This window comes from Streptomyces sp. SCSIO 75703 (assembly GCF_036607905.1).
In the GTDB taxonomy this organism is placed as follows: Bacteria; Actinomycetota; Actinomycetes; order Streptomycetales; family Streptomycetaceae; genus Streptomyces.
Window position 1 is genome coordinate 2,406,588 of sequence record NZ_CP144555.1, and the last position, 14,822, is coordinate 2,421,409.

The 14,822-nt window shown below is 73.7% G+C and carries 15 protein-coding genes; 6 read left to right on the forward strand and 9 right to left on the reverse strand.

Going from position 1 to position 14,822, the window contains the following annotated elements; genetic code table 11:
- Positions 1–17: 17 nt before the first annotated feature.
- Complete coding sequence (locus tag VM636_RS10350; protein WP_030419095.1) at positions 18–914, reverse strand: NYN domain-containing protein; 897 nt, start codon at positions 912–914, stop codon at positions 18–20.
- Positions 915–1,156: 242 nt separating this feature from the next.
- Here VM636_RS10350 and VM636_RS10355 point away from each other — a divergent pair, with 242 nt between their 5' ends.
- Complete coding sequence (locus tag VM636_RS10355; RefSeq protein ID WP_078855784.1) at positions 1,157–1,309, forward strand: hypothetical protein; 153 nt, start codon at positions 1,157–1,159, stop codon at positions 1,307–1,309.
- A gap of 131 nt (positions 1,310–1,440) precedes the next feature.
- Here VM636_RS10355 and VM636_RS10360 read toward each other — a convergent pair whose 3' ends face one another.
- The 4 genes from VM636_RS10360 to VM636_RS10375 form a co-directional block, all read right to left on the reverse strand.
- Positions 1,441–2,046 (reverse strand): MarC family protein, encoded by a 606-nt coding sequence (locus tag VM636_RS10360; protein WP_030419094.1) that lies wholly within the window; start codon positions 2,044–2,046, stop codon positions 1,441–1,443.
- A gap of 175 nt (positions 2,047–2,221) precedes the next feature.
- Positions 2,222–3,079: a PHP domain-containing protein gene (locus VM636_RS10365; RefSeq protein ID WP_338484291.1), complete on the reverse strand. Its 858-nt coding sequence runs from the start codon at positions 3,077–3,079 to the stop codon at positions 2,222–2,224.
- Positions 3,080–3,262: 183 nt separating this feature from the next.
- Complete coding sequence (locus VM636_RS10370; protein WP_053914599.1) at positions 3,263–3,904, reverse strand: DUF6758 family protein; 642 nt, start codon at positions 3,902–3,904, stop codon at positions 3,263–3,265.
- 247 nt (positions 3,905–4,151) lie between these two features.
- Positions 4,152–4,748: a suppressor of fused domain protein gene (locus VM636_RS10375; protein ID WP_030419091.1), complete on the reverse strand. Its 597-nt coding sequence runs from the start codon at positions 4,746–4,748 to the stop codon at positions 4,152–4,154.
- A 506-nt stretch (positions 4,749–5,254) separates the two neighbouring features.
- Between VM636_RS10375 and VM636_RS10380 the strand changes: the two genes are divergently transcribed.
- Positions 5,255–6,367 carry a magnesium and cobalt transport protein CorA gene (locus VM636_RS10380; protein ID WP_030419090.1) on the forward strand — a complete coding sequence of 371 codons (1,113 nt, stop codon included), beginning with the start codon at positions 5,255–5,257 and terminating at the stop codon, positions 6,365–6,367.
- Between the two features lie 150 nt (positions 6,368–6,517).
- On the forward strand, positions 6,518–7,030 hold the full coding sequence (locus tag VM636_RS10385) for a hypothetical protein (protein ID WP_030419089.1): 513 nt from the start codon (positions 6,518–6,520) through the stop codon (positions 7,028–7,030).
- A 202-nt stretch (positions 7,031–7,232) separates the two neighbouring features.
- Here VM636_RS10385 and VM636_RS10390 read toward each other — a convergent pair whose 3' ends face one another.
- Complete coding sequence (locus VM636_RS10390) at positions 7,233–7,970, reverse strand: hypothetical protein (RefSeq protein WP_053914601.1); 738 nt, start codon at positions 7,968–7,970, stop codon at positions 7,233–7,235.
- Between the two features lie 198 nt (positions 7,971–8,168).
- Between VM636_RS10390 and VM636_RS10395 the strand changes: the two genes are divergently transcribed.
- Genes VM636_RS10395 through VM636_RS10405 form a run of 3 tightly spaced genes read left to right on the forward strand, consistent with a single transcriptional unit; the run spans position 8,169 to position 11,218 of the window.
- Positions 8,169–9,452: a CBS domain-containing protein gene (locus VM636_RS10395; RefSeq protein WP_053914602.1), complete on the forward strand. Its 1,284-nt coding sequence runs from the start codon at positions 8,169–8,171 to the stop codon at positions 9,450–9,452.
- The gene (locus VM636_RS10400) at positions 9,442–10,041 is read left to right on the forward strand and encodes a DUF1003 domain-containing protein (RefSeq protein WP_338484292.1); all 600 of its coding nucleotides are present in this window, start codon (positions 9,442–9,444) and stop codon (positions 10,039–10,041) included. The genes VM636_RS10395 and VM636_RS10400 overlap by 11 nt, the downstream gene beginning before the upstream one ends.
- Positions 10,042–10,084: 43 nt before the next feature.
- Positions 10,085–11,218, forward strand: coding sequence for an Mrp/NBP35 family ATP-binding protein (locus VM636_RS10405; RefSeq protein ID WP_030419085.1), 1,134 nt, complete (start codon positions 10,085–10,087; stop codon positions 11,216–11,218).
- A gap of 218 nt (positions 11,219–11,436) precedes the next feature.
- Here the strand turns inward: VM636_RS10405 and VM636_RS10410 are convergent, their stop codons facing one another.
- From VM636_RS10410 to VM636_RS10420, 3 genes are all read right to left on the reverse strand, one after another.
- Positions 11,437–12,105, reverse strand: coding sequence for a hypothetical protein (locus tag VM636_RS10410; protein WP_030419084.1), 669 nt, complete (start codon positions 12,103–12,105; stop codon positions 11,437–11,439).
- A 242-nt stretch (positions 12,106–12,347) separates the two neighbouring features.
- Complete coding sequence (locus VM636_RS10415) at positions 12,348–12,800, reverse strand: sec-independent translocase (RefSeq protein ID WP_030419083.1); 453 nt, start codon at positions 12,798–12,800, stop codon at positions 12,348–12,350.
- An 81-nt stretch (positions 12,801–12,881) separates the two neighbouring features.
- The gene (locus VM636_RS10420) at positions 12,882–14,774 is read right to left on the reverse strand and encodes a trypsin-like peptidase domain-containing protein (RefSeq protein ID WP_338484293.1); all 1,893 of its coding nucleotides are present in this window, start codon (positions 14,772–14,774) and stop codon (positions 12,882–12,884) included.
- Positions 14,775–14,822: the final 48 nt, after the last annotated feature.

Sequence of the window (14,822 nt, forward strand, 5' to 3'; positions counted from 1 at the left end):
CGCCCCCGGCTTCGGGCCTAGTACTGCCCCTGCAGGTGCTCCCAGAAGCCGTCCCGCAGCGCCCGGCGCAGGTCGGCCTGGCCGCGCAGCGAGTACTGGAGCAGACCCTCGGCCTCCACCAGGAGGTCCTGGTCCACGGAGCCGGGGAGGTAGGGGTGGCCGGGGAGCAGTTCCATCAGCGCCTCGCGGCCCCGCGCCCCCAGCCACTTCGCGGCGATCTGCGCGCCGACGAAGCGGACGTCCTCCCGTGACGGCCGGGCCACGCCCGCCACCTCGTAGGGCGGCGCGGTGCGCCGGGAGACGTACGGCTTGAAGAACTCCAGGTCGAAGGTGCGCTGGCTGTCGACCTCCCAGAGCAGCGGCTCGGCCTGGTTCTGGCCGTCGGGCGCCTCGATGCCCCACAGGTGGACGCGGGCGCCGTAGCCCTGGGCCGCCTCCACCGCGGAGACCAGGTCCTCGTCGCCGCCGAGCAGGGCCGCGTCGCTGATGGCGCGGTGGCGCGCGAGGGACTCCAGGTCGGAGCGGATGAGGGAGTCGACGCCCTTCTGCTGGTTGTTCGCGTTCAGGTTGCCGAGGCGGACCTTGACATCCGGCAGCTCGGCGATGGACTGCTGCTCCAGGGTGTGGATGCGGCGCCGGGCGCCGTCGTACCAGTAGACCCGCAGCAGCCGGCTGTCCGCGAAGATCGTGCGGGCCTTGTCGATGAGCGCCTCGATCAGCCCCTCGGCGTCGAGGTCGAAGGCCCGGCGGTCCTCGGTCCCGGCCACGAGGCGGCCCGCCGCCGCGTAGAGGTACCCGGCGTCGACGAAGATCGCGTGCGTGGAGGGCGTTTTCGCCACCTCGGCGAGCATCCGCCGCAACAGCTCGTTGGTCTGTTCGATTCGGGCATTCAGGGACCCGGGGTCGTCGTTCATCGCCTCTATTGTCCCGGCGGTCACGCTGCGAACACAACCGGTCCCGGTCAGTCTTGCATCGGACATCTATCGATCGACGATTTGGCGACATCCAGCCAATCGTTAGCAGCTCGAAAATTTTCCTTAGCCTAGGGAATGTTTGCATGGTGCAGTCCGTTGTTTTCTGTGGAACCCAGGGCACCGATGACCCGGGACACCTCAGTAGTTCTCCTCAGGAGGATGATCAGATCAAGGGAGAGGCCATGCGCTTTGAAGTCATGCGACTCGACGACGTGGACGGGACGCCGGTGGACACCACCATCGTGGACGCCGCCTCCGTGAACCGCATCGTGCAGCAGGCCGCCGCCATAGGGCAGCGCCTGTGGATCCGTCCGGCCGAGAGTCCGGCCTCGTAGCGCGCGGCGCGCGTGAAGAGTGTGCGAGCCCTCGTACGACACCGAACCGGTGCCGTGCGGGGGCTCTGTCGATTCCCCGGCCGGACCCCGGCCGGACCCCGGCCGGGGAGCCCGCGGTCGGGCCCGTGCTCTCAGGCGCTCTGGATCACCTGCGTGACGCCGTTGATGATCTGCTGCACCGCGATGGCGGAGAGCATCATGCCCGCGAGGCGGGTCACCAGGACCACACCGCCGTCCTTGATGACGCGGATGATCAGCAGCGAGTAGCGCATCACCAGCCACAGCACCACGTGGATGGCGAGGATCGCCGTCCAGACGGACACCTGCGTGCCCACGCTGTCGGCCTTCTGCACGGCGAGGATCACCGACACGATGGCGCCGGGCCCGGCCAGCAGCGGCATGCCGAGCGGGACCAGGGCCACGTTGACGTCCTTGGTCTGCTGGGGCTCGTCCGTCTTGCCGGTGAGCAGGTCGAGGGCGATCAGCAGGAGCAGCAGCCCGCCCGCGATCATCAGGGCGGGCACCGAGACGTGCAGGTAGTCGAGGATCTGGTGGCCGAGCAGTCCGAACACGGTGATCACACCGCCGGCCACGCAGACGGCCTGGAAGGCCATCCGCTTCTGCACCTTGGCGGGCCGGCCGGAGGTCAGCGCGAGGAAGATCGGCGTGATCCCGGGCGGGTCCATGATGACGAAGAGGGTCAGGAAGAGGGAGCCGAAGACGGCGACGTCGAACATGAGCGTGACAGAGCCTTGCGATACGGGGACCGGCCGCGCGGCACGCGGACGGCAGGAGACGGAGAAGGAAGTGAAGGGTGGGGTGACGGGTGGGGTGACGGGAGAGCGGACCGGCGAGTGCGCCCCTCGGCGGGGCGGCAGTCGTCGGTGACGCGCGGGCCGGTTCCGGGCGGGCTCAGACTCCGCCGGCGCCCGGCACGGGGAACGCCCCGAAGGACCGGCGCGTGATCTCCCCGTAGACCTCGGGGTCCGTCGTGTACTCGCCGAGCCGGCAGGTCTTCCGGCTGCCGTGGTAGTCGCTGGACCCGGTGACCAGCAGGCCCAGGTCCGAGGCGAGGCCCCGCAGCCGGGCGCGCGTGGGCTCGTCGTGGTCCATGTGGTCGGCCTCGATGCCGTCGAGGCCGGCGGCGGCCAGGTCCGCGACCAGGCTCTCGGACATCGTGCGGCCCCGCTTGACGGCGCCCGGGTGCGCGAGGACGGTGACCCCGCCGGCGCCCTTGACCAGGCGGATCGCCTCGAAGGGGTCGGTCTCGTGCTTCTCCACGGCGGCCCGGCCGCCGTCCGCCAGCCACTCCTCGGTGAAGGCGTCGCCCACCGTGGGGACGACGCCGAGTTCGACCAGGGCGGAGGCCACGTGTGGGCGGCCGACCGACCCGTCGCCGGCGATCCGCGCGACCTGCTCCCAGGTGACGGGGACGCCCAGGTCGTTGAGTTTGCGGACCATGGCGCGGGCACGCGGCACCCGGTCGTCCCGGACCAGCTCCCGTTCGGCGAGCAGTTCGGGCTCCTCCGGGTCGAAGAGGTAGGCGAGCATGTGCACGCCGACGCCGTCGATCCGGCAGGAGAGCTCGGCGCCGGTGACCAGGGTGAGCCCCGGGGGCAGCGCGGCGCGGGCCTCGGCGTGGCCGCGGGTGGTGTCGTGGTCGGTCAGCGCGACGACGTCCAGTCCGGCGGCGGCGGCCTCGCGCACCAGCTCGGCCGGGGTGTCCGTGCCGTCGGACGCGGTGGAGTGGGTGTGCAGATCGATGCGCACGACGCGACTCCAGGGCGGTGACGGGACGGAAGGGACACCCACAGGATAACCGGAGTCTCAGCCTTCGATGTCACACCCGAAAGCACCGTGCACCCCCTACGTCGCAGGCGGCCCGCGGACCGTGCGCACCGGCCGGCCCCGGGGAGCACGACCGTACGGGAGCCGTTCCGCTCCCGCGCCCCGCTACGGATGCAGCAGCTTGGGCGACAGCGCCCCGCACGGTACGAGGTCGATCTCCGCGCCCGCGTCCCGGAGGTCGGTCAGCACCAGTTCGTCGTACATGAGCAGGCCGGTCCGCTCGGGGAAGACCACGGCCCACAGCCACACCCCGAGGGCCTCGCCGGCGAAGACCGCACGGTCCTCCGGGGCGCCGGGGACGTGCCACAGCGGTGTCGGCCGGCCGGCCGCGAGCACCTTGGCCTCGGGCGCCTTGTCCACGTCCAGGTACGGGCCCGGGTCGGGGGCGTCGAGGCCGGCGAACCGCGCGCCGAGGCCCACGCCCGGTTCCTCCGCGACCAGGACCAGCTCGCCCATGCCGCCGAGCGGGCCGGGGCCGGTGCAGGCGAGGGCGGTGGCCCGGCCGCCGCTGCGGTCGTCGCCCGCGTGGACGACGCCGGTGAAGAGCCAGCCGACCGGCAGCGGCCACGGCATCCACACGGGCACCTCGGTGCGGCGGACGATGACGCCGAGCGCCTCGACGCTCGGCGGGAGCACGGGTTGCAGAGGGTGCACGGTGCCGTGCACGGCGCACTGCCAGGTGTCCGAGAAGAGGCCGGGAGCCCGGACCCGGCCACCGCACTTCGGGCAACTGGGTTCACCCCTCATAGGGCCCCACGGTCCTCCCCCGGCTCCGCCACGTCAAGGACGATCACCCCCGTGTACCGGGACGCCCACCCCGCGGAACAGGATGTACGCCCCACCGATCAGTCGTCCCGCACGGCCGCCGGTCCAGCACAGGCCCGGCGCGGAGGGGTCCGGCCCGCCCAACAGGCCGCCGTATCCCGCCTGTTGGTGAGATCGGTCACCCGGCGCCGGTCCGGCCGCCCCGGCGGCGGGCGGCGGAGGCGGCCGGTCAGTCCAGCCGCACGGAGGCGCGCAGCGGGTCCCGCAGGTCCGTCCCGTGAGAGAGCCAGCGCTCGCGCAGCGCCTGCGCCCCGTGCACCCGCTTCCAGGCGGCCTCGTTCGGCGTCATCGGCAGCAGCGGCAGGAACCGCACGGGGTCGAGCGGCGGGTCCAGCTCCAGGTCCTCCACCAGGCCGCCCGGCTCGGCCACCAGGACCGAGGTGAACGGGGCGCCGGGCCAGAGCGCGCCGCCGGTGTCCAGCGAGGCGCCCGGCGCCACGATCACCCCCTCGACCTGCGGGGACGCGGCCAGCACGGCGAGCGGGCGGAGCACCTCGTCGGTGTCGGCCCGCCCCGCCCGCACGGAGAGCACCAGCTCGGCGCGGGGCCCCTGGAGCGGGTCGGCGACCAGGGCCGAGGGGTCGGTCATGGGCTGGGCGGACATGCCGAGGGTGGCGTAGCGGACGATGTCGCCCTCCGGGCCGCCGCCCGGGAAGCGCAGCACCTCGATGCGGTCGGCGCCGAGGAAGGTGACCGCGGCGCGCGCGTCCGGCTCGCCCAGCGCACCGCGCAACCGGGCCTCGGCCAGGGGAAGAACATCAGCCATGCGGCGAGCATAGAACTCATCAGCACACGGCAAAGCGGCGCCTTGACACGTAGCGCGGCTGGTACTCTGAGCCGGCGGTCGGGCGGCATGCGCAAGCGCGGCGATCACGTCCCGACGCTGTGAACACTCCCCTACGGGGAACCCCTTCAAACAGGGGATGGATCGTCCCTCACGGGGGACCGGCCGGAGGAGGTGGGGCTGGCATGGACCGAAGTCGACCGTGCAGTACCACTCGCTCTTCCCGCCGCTGATCCAGCCGCTCCGGCCCCGGCACGCTGCGGCCCCTCCCCCCTGCGCGTCCTCACGCGGAAGAGCGCTGCGTCTCGTTTTGCCTGATCTGCCCGTCTGCACCGGCAGACGTCTCAGCAGCGAAGCCGACCACCGCGACGGTGCGGTGCCCCCCGCTTTGTGGACGCGCCTCACGCACCTGCCCAGGACGTCCTCATTCCGGGTGGTTCCACCCCTCGCCGACGCCGCTTTGCTGCCCGTCGCGAAGGAGCCCGCCCATGTCGATGATCCGAGACCTGCGCGCCGCGGTCCGCCCCTCACGCGTCTCCCCCCGCAAAGACGAGGGCTTCGAGGCCGTGCCGGGCCCCGGGACCGTCTCCGCCGTGGTCGACTGCGCCGTCTACCGGGACGGCCGGCGCGTCCCGCAGGCCGGACCGCTCGCCCCGCAGGAGGCGCTGCGCCAGGTGCGCCGCGACGGCGGCTTCGCCTGGATCGGCCTGCACGAGCCCGACGAGGACGAATTCGCCGGTATCGCACGGGAGTTCGGGCTGCACCCACTGGCCGTGGAGGACGCCGTCCGGGCGCACCAGCGGCCCAAGCTGGAGCGCTACGACGACTCCCTCTTCACCGTCTTCAAGACCATCCACTACCTCGACCACGACAAGCTCTCCACCAACAGCGAGGTCGTCGAGACCGGCGAGGTCATGTGCTTCACCGGACGGGACTTCGTCATCACCGTCCGCCACGGCGGCCAGGGCTCGCTGCGCGCGCTGCGCCACCGGCTCCAGGACGACCCCGAGCTGCTGGTCAAGGGCCCCTCGGCGGTGCTGCACGCCATCGCCGACCACATAGTCGACGGTTACCTGGCGGTCGCCGACGCCGTGCAGGACGACATCGACGAGGTCGAGACCGAGGTCTTCTCCCCGGACCGCCGGGGCACCCCGCGCGGCACCGACGCCGGGCGCATCTACCAACTCAAGCGGGAGGTCCTGGAGTTCAAGCGCGCGGTGGCGCCGCTGCTGCGCCCCATGCAGCTCCTGAGCGAGCGGCCCATGCTGCTCGTCGACCCGGAGATCCAGAAGTACTTCCGCGACGTCGCCGACCACGTGGCCCGGGTCCAGGAGCAGGTGATCGGCTTCGACGAGCTGCTGAACTCGATCCTCCAGGCCAACCTCGCCCAGGCGTCCGTCGCGCAGAACGAGGACATGCGCAAGATCACCTCCTGGGCCGCGATCATCGCCGTGCCGACGATGGTGTGCGGCGTGTACGGGATGAACTTCGAGCACATGCCGGAGGTCGAGTGGCGCTACGGCTACCCGCTGGTCCTCGGCATCACGGTGGGCATCTGCCTCGGCATCCACCGCATGCTCAAGCGCAACGGCTGGCTCTGACGCCCCACGGCACCGCCCGCCCGGCGTCCCCCGCCCCGCCGGTCCTCCGGCGGCCCACCGGGGCCCGAGGGCCCTGGGGTCTTCCGTTCGGATCAGGGCGGACCCCGCGAGCCCGGCCTGATCCGAACGAGAGGCCCTAGGCTGGCCCGCATGACATCCGAGCTGCTCGACCAGGCCCTCGTCGAGGAGGCCACCAGGAAGTCCGGCCTCGTCTGGGTCCGGGCCCCCGGCGCGCCCGCCCGCCCCCTGTGGCACGTCTGGCACGAGGGCGCCGCCTGCGTGGTCGGCGACGGCCCCGGCGAGCAGCCGCTGACCGGCCTGACGGACGGGGCCACTGCCGAGGTCACCGTGCGCAGCAAGGACAAGGGCGGGCGGCTGGTCACCTGGACGGCGCGGGTGGTGGAGGCGGCGCCCGGCTCCGAGGTCTGGCAGGCGGCCGTGGCCGAACTCCGGGGCAAGCGGCTGAACGCGACCGACGGCGAGGCCATGCCCGCCCGCTGGGCCCGCGAGTGCCGGGTGCTGCGCCTGGAGCCGACCGGGGAACTCACGCCGCTGCCCGACGGTTCGCTGGCCGAGCCCCCGCCGCCGAGCCCGGCGACCACCCGGGAGGCGGCCCCGGCGGCGCTGCCCCGCCTGCTGCTGAAGCGGCGCCGGCGGCGCTAGGGTCTTTCGGTGGATCACGCCGGGCTCGCGGGGCCCGGCACCGCGCCTCGCCGCGTTGTCGTCGGTTGTCAGGGCCCCGCCCTGTCGTCCTCCTCCGCCGCGCGACGCATGGCACCGGACCCCGCGGCCTGATGCGGCCTGATGCGGCCTGATGCGGCCTGATGCGAACGAAAGACCCTGGCCGGCCGTTCCCGGCCGCCCGTCAGGAGGCTGGGAGCTGCTTGCCGTAGTCGAGGGTCTCGTCCTCCGCCGGCTCCTCGACCGGCACGTCCTCGTCCCAGTCGGAGAAGCTGAGCGTGCCCGCGCTGCCCGCCCGCACCAGGCGCACCGGGTACGGCGTGCCTTCCAGGGAGACGTCCAGCGAGCCGCCCGAACCACCGTCGCCGCTGACCCGGATGGTGCGGACCCCGCCCTGCTCGTGCCGGCCGTCGGTGGCCAGCGTGCCGTGCAGCGTGAGCAGTGCCTCCAGCAGGTCGTCCTTGTCGGTGAAGCCGCTGAACTTCTGGTACGCCGGATCGCCCTGCGGCACCTTCACGTACTTGTCGGCCAGTTTGGCGGCGGCCGCCTCGTCCCCGCCGTCGTGGCTCCAGAAACCGGCGTCGGCCTTCAGGTAGAGCTGGTCGCCGACGCGCAGCAGCCCGAAGGTCGTGCCCCCGGCGGCGACCGACCCGGTGCCCCCGTCCGCCGTGAGCCGCATGTCGAGGGTGTAGGTGCTGCCGCCGGCCTCGACGGTCCCGTGCAGGCGGACCGCCCCGGCGGAGCCGGCCACGGCCAGGGCCTTGCTGTGGATGGCGGCGGCCGGCAGCTTCCCCACGCCGTTGGTGCCCGCGTCCGGGTCCTCGGCCCGGCAGCCCGTCAGCCCGGCCCCCGTCACGGCCAGGGCGCACAGCGCGCCCAGGAGAGCGGCCCTGCGGAATCGGCGCCGGGGAGTCACAGTCACGGGTGGAGCTGCCTTTCTGACGGGGCCAATCGGCGTACGGCAGCGTACCGGTGCCGTCGCGGCGCCCGACGCCGGTCCGTCCGGACCCGACTGCCAGGACAGGGCTCTTCGGGACGGGCTAGCCTGAAGGCCGTCCGAGCGGGCATGTCGGAAATGGAACACCGTACGCAACAGCCCAGACGCAAAGGAGCCGCCGCCATGGCAGCGGGCGCCCCCCGGATCTTCGTCTCCCACCTCTCCGGTGCCGCCGTCTTCGACCCCAACGGCGACCAGGTGGGGCGCGTGCGCGATCTGGTGGTCATGCTCCGTGTCGGCCAGAAGCCCCCGCGCGTGCTCGGGCTCGTCGTCGAACTCGCCACCCGGCGCCGCATCTTCCTGCCCATGACCCGGGTCACGGGCATCGACTCCGGGCAGGTCATCACCACCGGCGTGCTCAACGTGCGGCGCTTCGAGCAGCGGCCCACCGAGCGGCTGGTCTTCGGCGAGCTGCTGGACCGGCGGGTGACGCTCGTGGACACCGGCGAGGAGGTCACCGTGCTCGACCTGGCGGTGCGGCAGCAGCCCGCGCGCCGCGAGTGGCAGATCGACCGGGTCTTCGTCCGCAAGGGCCGCAAGGGCGGCGCCTTCCGCCGCAACCGGGGCGAGACGCTGACCGTCGAGTGGTCCGCGGTGACCGGCTTCTCGCTGGAGGAGCACGGGCAGGGCGCCGAGAACCTGCTCGCCACCTTCGAGCAGTTGCGCCCCGCCGACCTCGCCAACGTGCTGCACCACCTCTCCGCCAAGCGGCGGGCCGAGGTCGCCGCCGCCCTCGACGACGAGCGGCTGGCCGACGTGCTGGAGGAACTGCCGGAGGACGACCAGATCGAGGTCCTCGGCAAGCTCGAGGAGGAGCGGGCGGCGGACGTCCTGGAGGCGATGGACCCCGACGACGCCGCCGACCTGCTGGGCGAGCTGCCCGAGGAGGACAAGGAACGGCTGCTGGGCCTGATGCAGCCCTCCGACGCGGCCGACATGCGGCGCCTGATGTCCTACGAGGAGCACACGGCGGGCGGTCTGATGACGACCGAGCCCCTCGTACTGCGCCCCGACGCCACCGTCGCCGACGCGCTGGCCCGCATCCGCAACCCCGACCTGTCCCCCGCCCACGCGGCGCAGGTCTACGTGTGCCGCCCGCCGGAGGAGACGCCGACCGGCAAGTACCTGGGCACCGTCCACTTCCAGCGGCTGCTGCGCGATCCGCCGTACACGCTGGTCGGCTCGATGCTCGACGACGACCTGCAGCCGCTGGCGCCGGACGCCGCGCTGCCGGTGGTCGCCGGGTTCTTCGCCACGTACGACATGGTCGCGGCGCCCGTCGTGGACGACTCCGGCTCGCTGCTGGGCGCGATCACCGTCGACGACGTCCTGGACCACATGCTGCCGGACGACTGGCGGGAGACCGAGTACCACCTGGACGAGGGGGTGGGCCCGGATGGGTCCTGAGCGCGAGACGCCGCCGCGCGAGCGCGTGGCGTCGGGGGCGACGGCGGCCACCCGTGCGCGCTTCCGGCTGGACCAGCCCCGCCCGCCACGCCGCCGCCTGGTGCCGGAGTGGGACCCGGACGCCTTCGGCCGGCTCTCCGAGCGCATCGCGCGCTTCCTGGGCACCGGGCGGTTCATCGTCTGGATGACGGTCGTCATCATCCTGTGGGTGGTGTGGAACGTGGCCGCGCCGATCGGTCTGCGGTTCGACCAGTACCCGTTCATCTTCCTGACCCTGGCCCTGTCCCTCCAGGCGTCCTACGCGGCCCCGCTGATCCTGCTCGCGCAGAACCGGCAGGACGACCGGGACCGGGTCAACCTGGAGCAGGACCGCAAACAGAACGAGCGGTCGATCGCCGACACCGAGTACCTGACCCGGGAGATCGCCGCGCTGCGCGTCGGGCTCGGCGAGGTCGCCACCCGGGACTGGATCCGCTCCGAGTTGCAGGACGCGCTGCGCGAACTGGAGGAGCGCCGCGGGGACCGGCGCGCGGTTTCGGGGGCCGCCGCGGCGGACGGGCCGGAGCAGGGTGACCAAACCGACCGGTGACGGGCTTCCCACTCCCCGTGGTGGGCGCCGTACCATCGTCAGCATGGCTACGGAAGACGCGGTGCGCGAGGCGCTGGCGACGGTGAACGACCCCGAGATCAACCGTCCCATCACCGAGCTGGGGATGGTCAAGTCGGTGGAGATCGGCGCGGACGGAGCGGTCGCGGTCGGGGTGTACCTGACGATCTCCGGCTGCCCGATGCGGGACACGATCACCCAGCGCGTGACGGAGGCGGTCTCTCGGGTCGAGGGCGTCACGCGGGTCGACGTCGAACTCGACGTGATGAGCGACACACAACGCCGTGAGCTGGCGGAGGCCCTGCGCGGCGGACAGGCCGAGCGGGAGGTGCCCTTCGCCAAGCCCGGCAGCCTGACCCGGGTCTACGCGGTCGCCTCCGGCAAGGGCGGCGTCGGCAAGTCCTCGGTGACGGTGAACCTGGCGGCGGCGATGGCGGCGGACGGGCTGAAGGTCGGGGTCGTCGACGCCGACATCTACGGCCACTCGGTGCCCCGCATGCTCGGCGCGGACGGGCGGCCCACCCAGGTCGAGAACATGATCATGCCGCCGTCGGCGCACGGCGTGAAGGTCATCTCCATCGGCATGTTCACGCCCGGCAACGCCCCGGTGGTGTGGCGCGGGCCGATGCTGCACCGCGCGCTCCAGCAGTTCCTGGCGGACGTGTACTGGGGCGACCTGGACGTCCTCCTGCTCGACCTGCCGCCGGGCACCGGCGACATCGCGATCTCGGTGGCGCAGCTCGTGCCGAACGCCGAGATCCTGGTGGTGACCACGCCCCAGCAGGCGGCGGCCGAGGTCGCCGAGCGGGCCGGTGCCATCGCGGTGCAGACCCACCAGAAGATCGTCGGCGTGGTCGAGAACATGTCCGGCCTGCCCTGCCCGCACTGCGGCGAGATGGTCGACGTCTTCGGCACGGGCGGCGGCCAGGCGGTCGCCGAGGGCCTGACCCGCACGACCGGGGCGACGGTGCCGGTGCTCGGCTCCATCCCGATCGACGTCCGGCTGCGCGAGGGCGGCGACGAGGGCAAGCCCGTGGTGCTCTCCGACCCCGACTCCCCCGCCGGCGAGGCGCTGCGCTCGATCGCGGACAAGCTGGGCAACCGGGAGCGCGGCCTGTCGGGGCTGTCCCTGGGAATCACTCCGCGCAACAAGTTCTGACCGCCGGTACGACCAGGGGGCCGACGGTACGACCAGGGGGCGCCGTCCGTGGGACGGCGCCCCGTCGCGTAGTCCGCTCCGCCGTCTGCGGCGCGTACGCCGGGTTCCCGGGTGCGGTGCGCTCGGGGCGCGGCGGTCCCGCCCGCGAGCGGCCCCGCTCGTGGTGACCCCGCTCGTGGTGACCCTGCTCGGGCGGCGGCCCCTCGGGTGGGGGCCGCTCAGGCGTGGGCGGCGATGTCCTTGACCACGGAGAAGGCGAGCCCGTAGGCGCTCATGCCCCGGCCGTAGGCGCCCAGGTGGACGCTCTTGCCGGCCGAGCCCGCCAGCACCCAGCCGTAGGCCGACTCGCGGTAGTGGAACGTCGTCGGCACGCCGTCCACCGGCAGGGACAGGGTCGACCACTCCGCCGCGTCGAGGTCGTCGGCGAGGGACCAGGCGGTCTCCGTCTGCTGCTCCAGCCAGTCGTCGCGCAGGGTGTGGTCCATCTGGCCGGGCCACGTGAAGGAGAGCAGACCGACCCCGGCGAGCCACGCCGCCGAGGAGACGGAGGTGGCCTCCAGCAGTCCCGTGCCGTCGGCGCTGCGCCGGTCGGGGTTGGCGGCCACGGTCACCACGACCGCGAACTTCTCCTTGGCGTCCTGGTCGTCACCGGCCACGTGCTCGTTGCGCACGGACGGTTCGTCGCCGTGGCCGATCGCCCCGTGCTCCACCGTCCCGTCGGCCGCCGTGCCGACCTGCATCAGCCAGCGCCGCCCCGTGAACGCCTCGTCGAGGCCGTACCACGGGAAGGGTGCGCGCAGGTAGCCGTCGACCGTGCGCCAGGCGGAGGGGCCGTGTTGTCCGCCCTCCGCGGCCGACGCTCTCGCGGCCCGACTCGTCGTCTCCATGTGCCCGGAGCCTCCTCGCTCTCGGCGGGCCGGAAACGGCCCGCCCCCCTTCGGGCGCACTCCTCCGGTCCGCACAAACGCCTCGGGCAGCATAGCCACACCCGTACGGGCCGCCGCGAGCGCAGGCGGGCGCGTGGAGTACAGGGGCATCGCAGTCGGGTGGCGGCACCACCGGTCCGGAGTAGCAGACGCCCCGGTGTGCCCCGGGCGTGCGCCGGGGGCGCACAACGGGGGGATCCGGGTCAGGTGGCGTCCGCGTCGTAGGGCGGGTGATCGTCGCGGGCGGGGGCCGCGGGCTTCTTGGTCATGTCCACACGGCCGCCGGAAGAGGTGCCGGCCGAGGCGGCTCCGGCGGCGGGCGCGGGGTCCGCCTCGCGGCCGTGGACGGCGTCGGCGACCTCGGACATCTCCTTCTTGAGGTCGAAGCCGTTGCGGATCTCCTTGAGCCCCAGGTCCTCGTTCTCCAGCTGCTTGCGCAGGAACGTCTTGGGGTTGAGGTCCTCGAACTCGAAGTCCTTGAACTCCGGGCCCAGCTCCTGCCGGATGTCCTGCTTGGCGCTGTCGGAGAACTCCCGGATCTTCCGGATGGTGCGGGCGACGTCCTGGATGACCTTGGGCAGTTTGTCCGGACCGAAGATGAGCACGGCGAGGACAACGAGCGTGACCAGCTCAAGCGGTCCTATGTCATTGAACACCTGTAGCTCCTTGCGATGTCCGGGCCGCCACCACGGTACCCGCCGACCCCGGTCGGCCGGTACCGTCCCGGCCCGGCCGTGTCAGCCTCCGCCGGAGGAACCGAGCACGAGGGAGACCCTCGTCTCGTCGCCGTCGCGCAGCAGGGTCAGGTCCAGCCGGTCGCCGGGGCGGTGGGCGCGGATCTTGACGATGAGTTCCTCGCCGGAGTGCACCCGCTGGCCGTCGACCTCGGTGATCACGTCCCCGGACCGGATGCCGGCCGCGGCGCCGGGCCCGCCCGCCGTGACCGGGGACCCGCCGTCGCCGCCCTCTGCGGAGACGCGGGCGCCGTCGCCGGAGTAGCTCATGTCGAGGGTGATGCCGATGACCGGGTGGGTGGCGCGGCCGGTGTTGATCAGCTCCTCGGCGACGCGCTTGCCCTGGTTGATCGGGATGGCGAAGCCGAGTCCTATCGAGCCGGCGCGGCCGGCGTCCGACTCGCTGCCGCCGCCGTCGGCCGAGCGGATGGCGGAGTTGATGCCGATGGCCCGGCCCCGCGCGTCCAGGAGGGGGCCGCCGGAGTTGCCGGGGTTGATGGGGGCGTCGGTCTGGAGGGCGTCGACGTAGGAGACGTCGCTGCCGTCGCCCTTGTCGCCGCCGGCGGTGATGGGCCGCTCGCGGGCGCTGATGATGCCGGAGGTGACGGTGCCGGCCAGGTCGAAGGGGGCGCCGATGGCGACGACGGGGTCGCCGACCCGGACGTTGTCGGAGTTGCCGAGGGGCAGCGGGGTCATGCCCTTGACGCCCCGGACGCGGACCACGGCCAGGTCGTACCCGCTGTCACGGCCGACGACGGTGGCCTCGGCGGTGTCCCCGCTGTGGAAGGTGACGGTGATCTCGCCACCGGTGCCGGCCGGTTCGACGACGTGGTTGTTGGTGAGGATGTGGCCACGGTCGTCGAGGACGAAACCGGTGCCGGTGCCCGAGGCGTCGCTGCCGCGCACGTGCAGCGTGACGACGCTGGGCAGGGCGCGGGCCGCGATGCCGGCGACGCTGTCGGCGGCGCGGCCGTCCGGTTCCCGGCCCGCCTGGGGCAGTTCGACGGCGCCGATGCCGCCGTTGCGCTCCAGGTACGCGCCGACGACACCGCCGGCCACGCCGGAGGCCACCGCGATGACCAGGGCGGCGGCGGCGAGCGTGGTGCGGGCGCGCCGGCGGCGCTGGTCCCGGGTGGGGACGGCGGCGCCGGTCTGCTGGAGCGGCTCGGCGGCGACCGGGGGCGCCCAGGGGTCGTAGCGCTGCCAGGGGTCGACCGCGGGGGCCGGGGGCGGGCCGGCGGGGGCCGGGGCGGCGGGGTGGGCCCGGTGGCCGTACCGGTCCCGGTCCTCGGGGGACCGCTCCCCGGGGGCCCCGGCGCCGTGCGCCCACTCGTCGCGGGCCCGGTCCTCGGGGGCGTGGCCCGGGGGCGGGCCGGCCGGGGGCGCGGTGGGCGGCGCGCAGGCCGGGCGTGACGGGCCGGCGCCCGGCTCGGCCGACGGCGCGGTGGGCGGTGCCGCGGAGGCCGGGAGCGGTGCCGTGGGCGCCATGGGGGCCGGGGGCGCGAAGGGGGCCGCCTGCGGGAGTGCCGGGGCGGCCGTGCCGTGGGCCGGGGCGGCCGTGCCGTGGGCCGCGGGGTGCTGGACGGGCGGGGCGGGGGCCCAGGGGCCCGGTTCGCCGTAGGGCGGGGTGCCGTAGGGGTCCGGGTCGTGCAGGGGGCGGGGACGCGCGGCCACGGGCGCGGGCGGCGGGGTGCCGTCCGCGGGGACCTCGGGGCCGGCCGCGGTGGCCGGGGCGGGCGCGGGCCGGTCCGGCCCGTGGTCGCCCTCGTCGGCACCGGGGGTCCCCGGGTCGGCGGCCGGGCGGGGGCCCGCCAGGGTGTAGTCCCCGTCCGGCAGGTCGTCGGACGGGCGAGGGCGGCTCCACCATTTCGCCCTCGTGGGCTTCCCCTCGGTCATGTTCTCCCCCACAGCAGGCCGTGCTCCTCGGCTCCCAGGGCTCTGGCG

Bases quoted from the DNA above. Each gene is read 5' to 3' on its own strand.
- VM636_RS10395 (WP_053914602.1), top strand. From the start codon at position 8,169: ATGGCAGCGGGCGCCCCCCGGATCTTCGTCTCCCACCTCTCCGGTGCC.
- VM636_RS10380 (WP_030419090.1), top strand. From the start codon at position 5,255: ATGTCGATGATCCGAGACCTGCGCGCCGCGGTCCGCCCCTCACGCGTC.
- VM636_RS10410 (WP_030419084.1), bottom strand. From the start codon at position 12,105: ATGGAGACGACGAGTCGGGCCGCGAGAGCGTCGGCCGCGGAGGGCGGA.
- VM636_RS10400 (WP_338484292.1), top strand. From the start codon at position 9,442: ATGGGTCCTGAGCGCGAGACGCCGCCGCGCGAGCGCGTGGCGTCGGGG.
- VM636_RS10350 (WP_030419095.1), bottom strand. From the start codon at position 914: ATGAACGACGACCCCGGGTCCCTGAATGCCCGAATCGAACAGACCAAC.
- VM636_RS10405 (WP_030419085.1), top strand. From the start codon at position 10,085: ATGGCTACGGAAGACGCGGTGCGCGAGGCGCTGGCGACGGTGAACGAC.
- VM636_RS10385 (WP_030419089.1), top strand. From the start codon at position 6,518: ATGACATCCGAGCTGCTCGACCAGGCCCTCGTCGAGGAGGCCACCAGG.
- VM636_RS10370 (WP_053914599.1), bottom strand. From the start codon at position 3,904: ATGAGGGGTGAACCCAGTTGCCCGAAGTGCGGTGGCCGGGTCCGGGCT.
- VM636_RS10420 (WP_338484293.1), bottom strand. From the start codon at position 14,774: ATGACCGAGGGGAAGCCCACGAGGGCGAAATGGTGGAGCCGCCCTCGC.
- VM636_RS10375 (WP_030419091.1), bottom strand. From the start codon at position 4,748: ATGGCTGATGTTCTTCCCCTGGCCGAGGCCCGGTTGCGCGGTGCGCTG.
- VM636_RS10355 (WP_078855784.1), top strand. From the start codon at position 1,157: ATGCGCTTTGAAGTCATGCGACTCGACGACGTGGACGGGACGCCGGTG.
- VM636_RS10360 (WP_030419094.1), bottom strand. From the start codon at position 2,046: ATGTTCGACGTCGCCGTCTTCGGCTCCCTCTTCCTGACCCTCTTCGTC.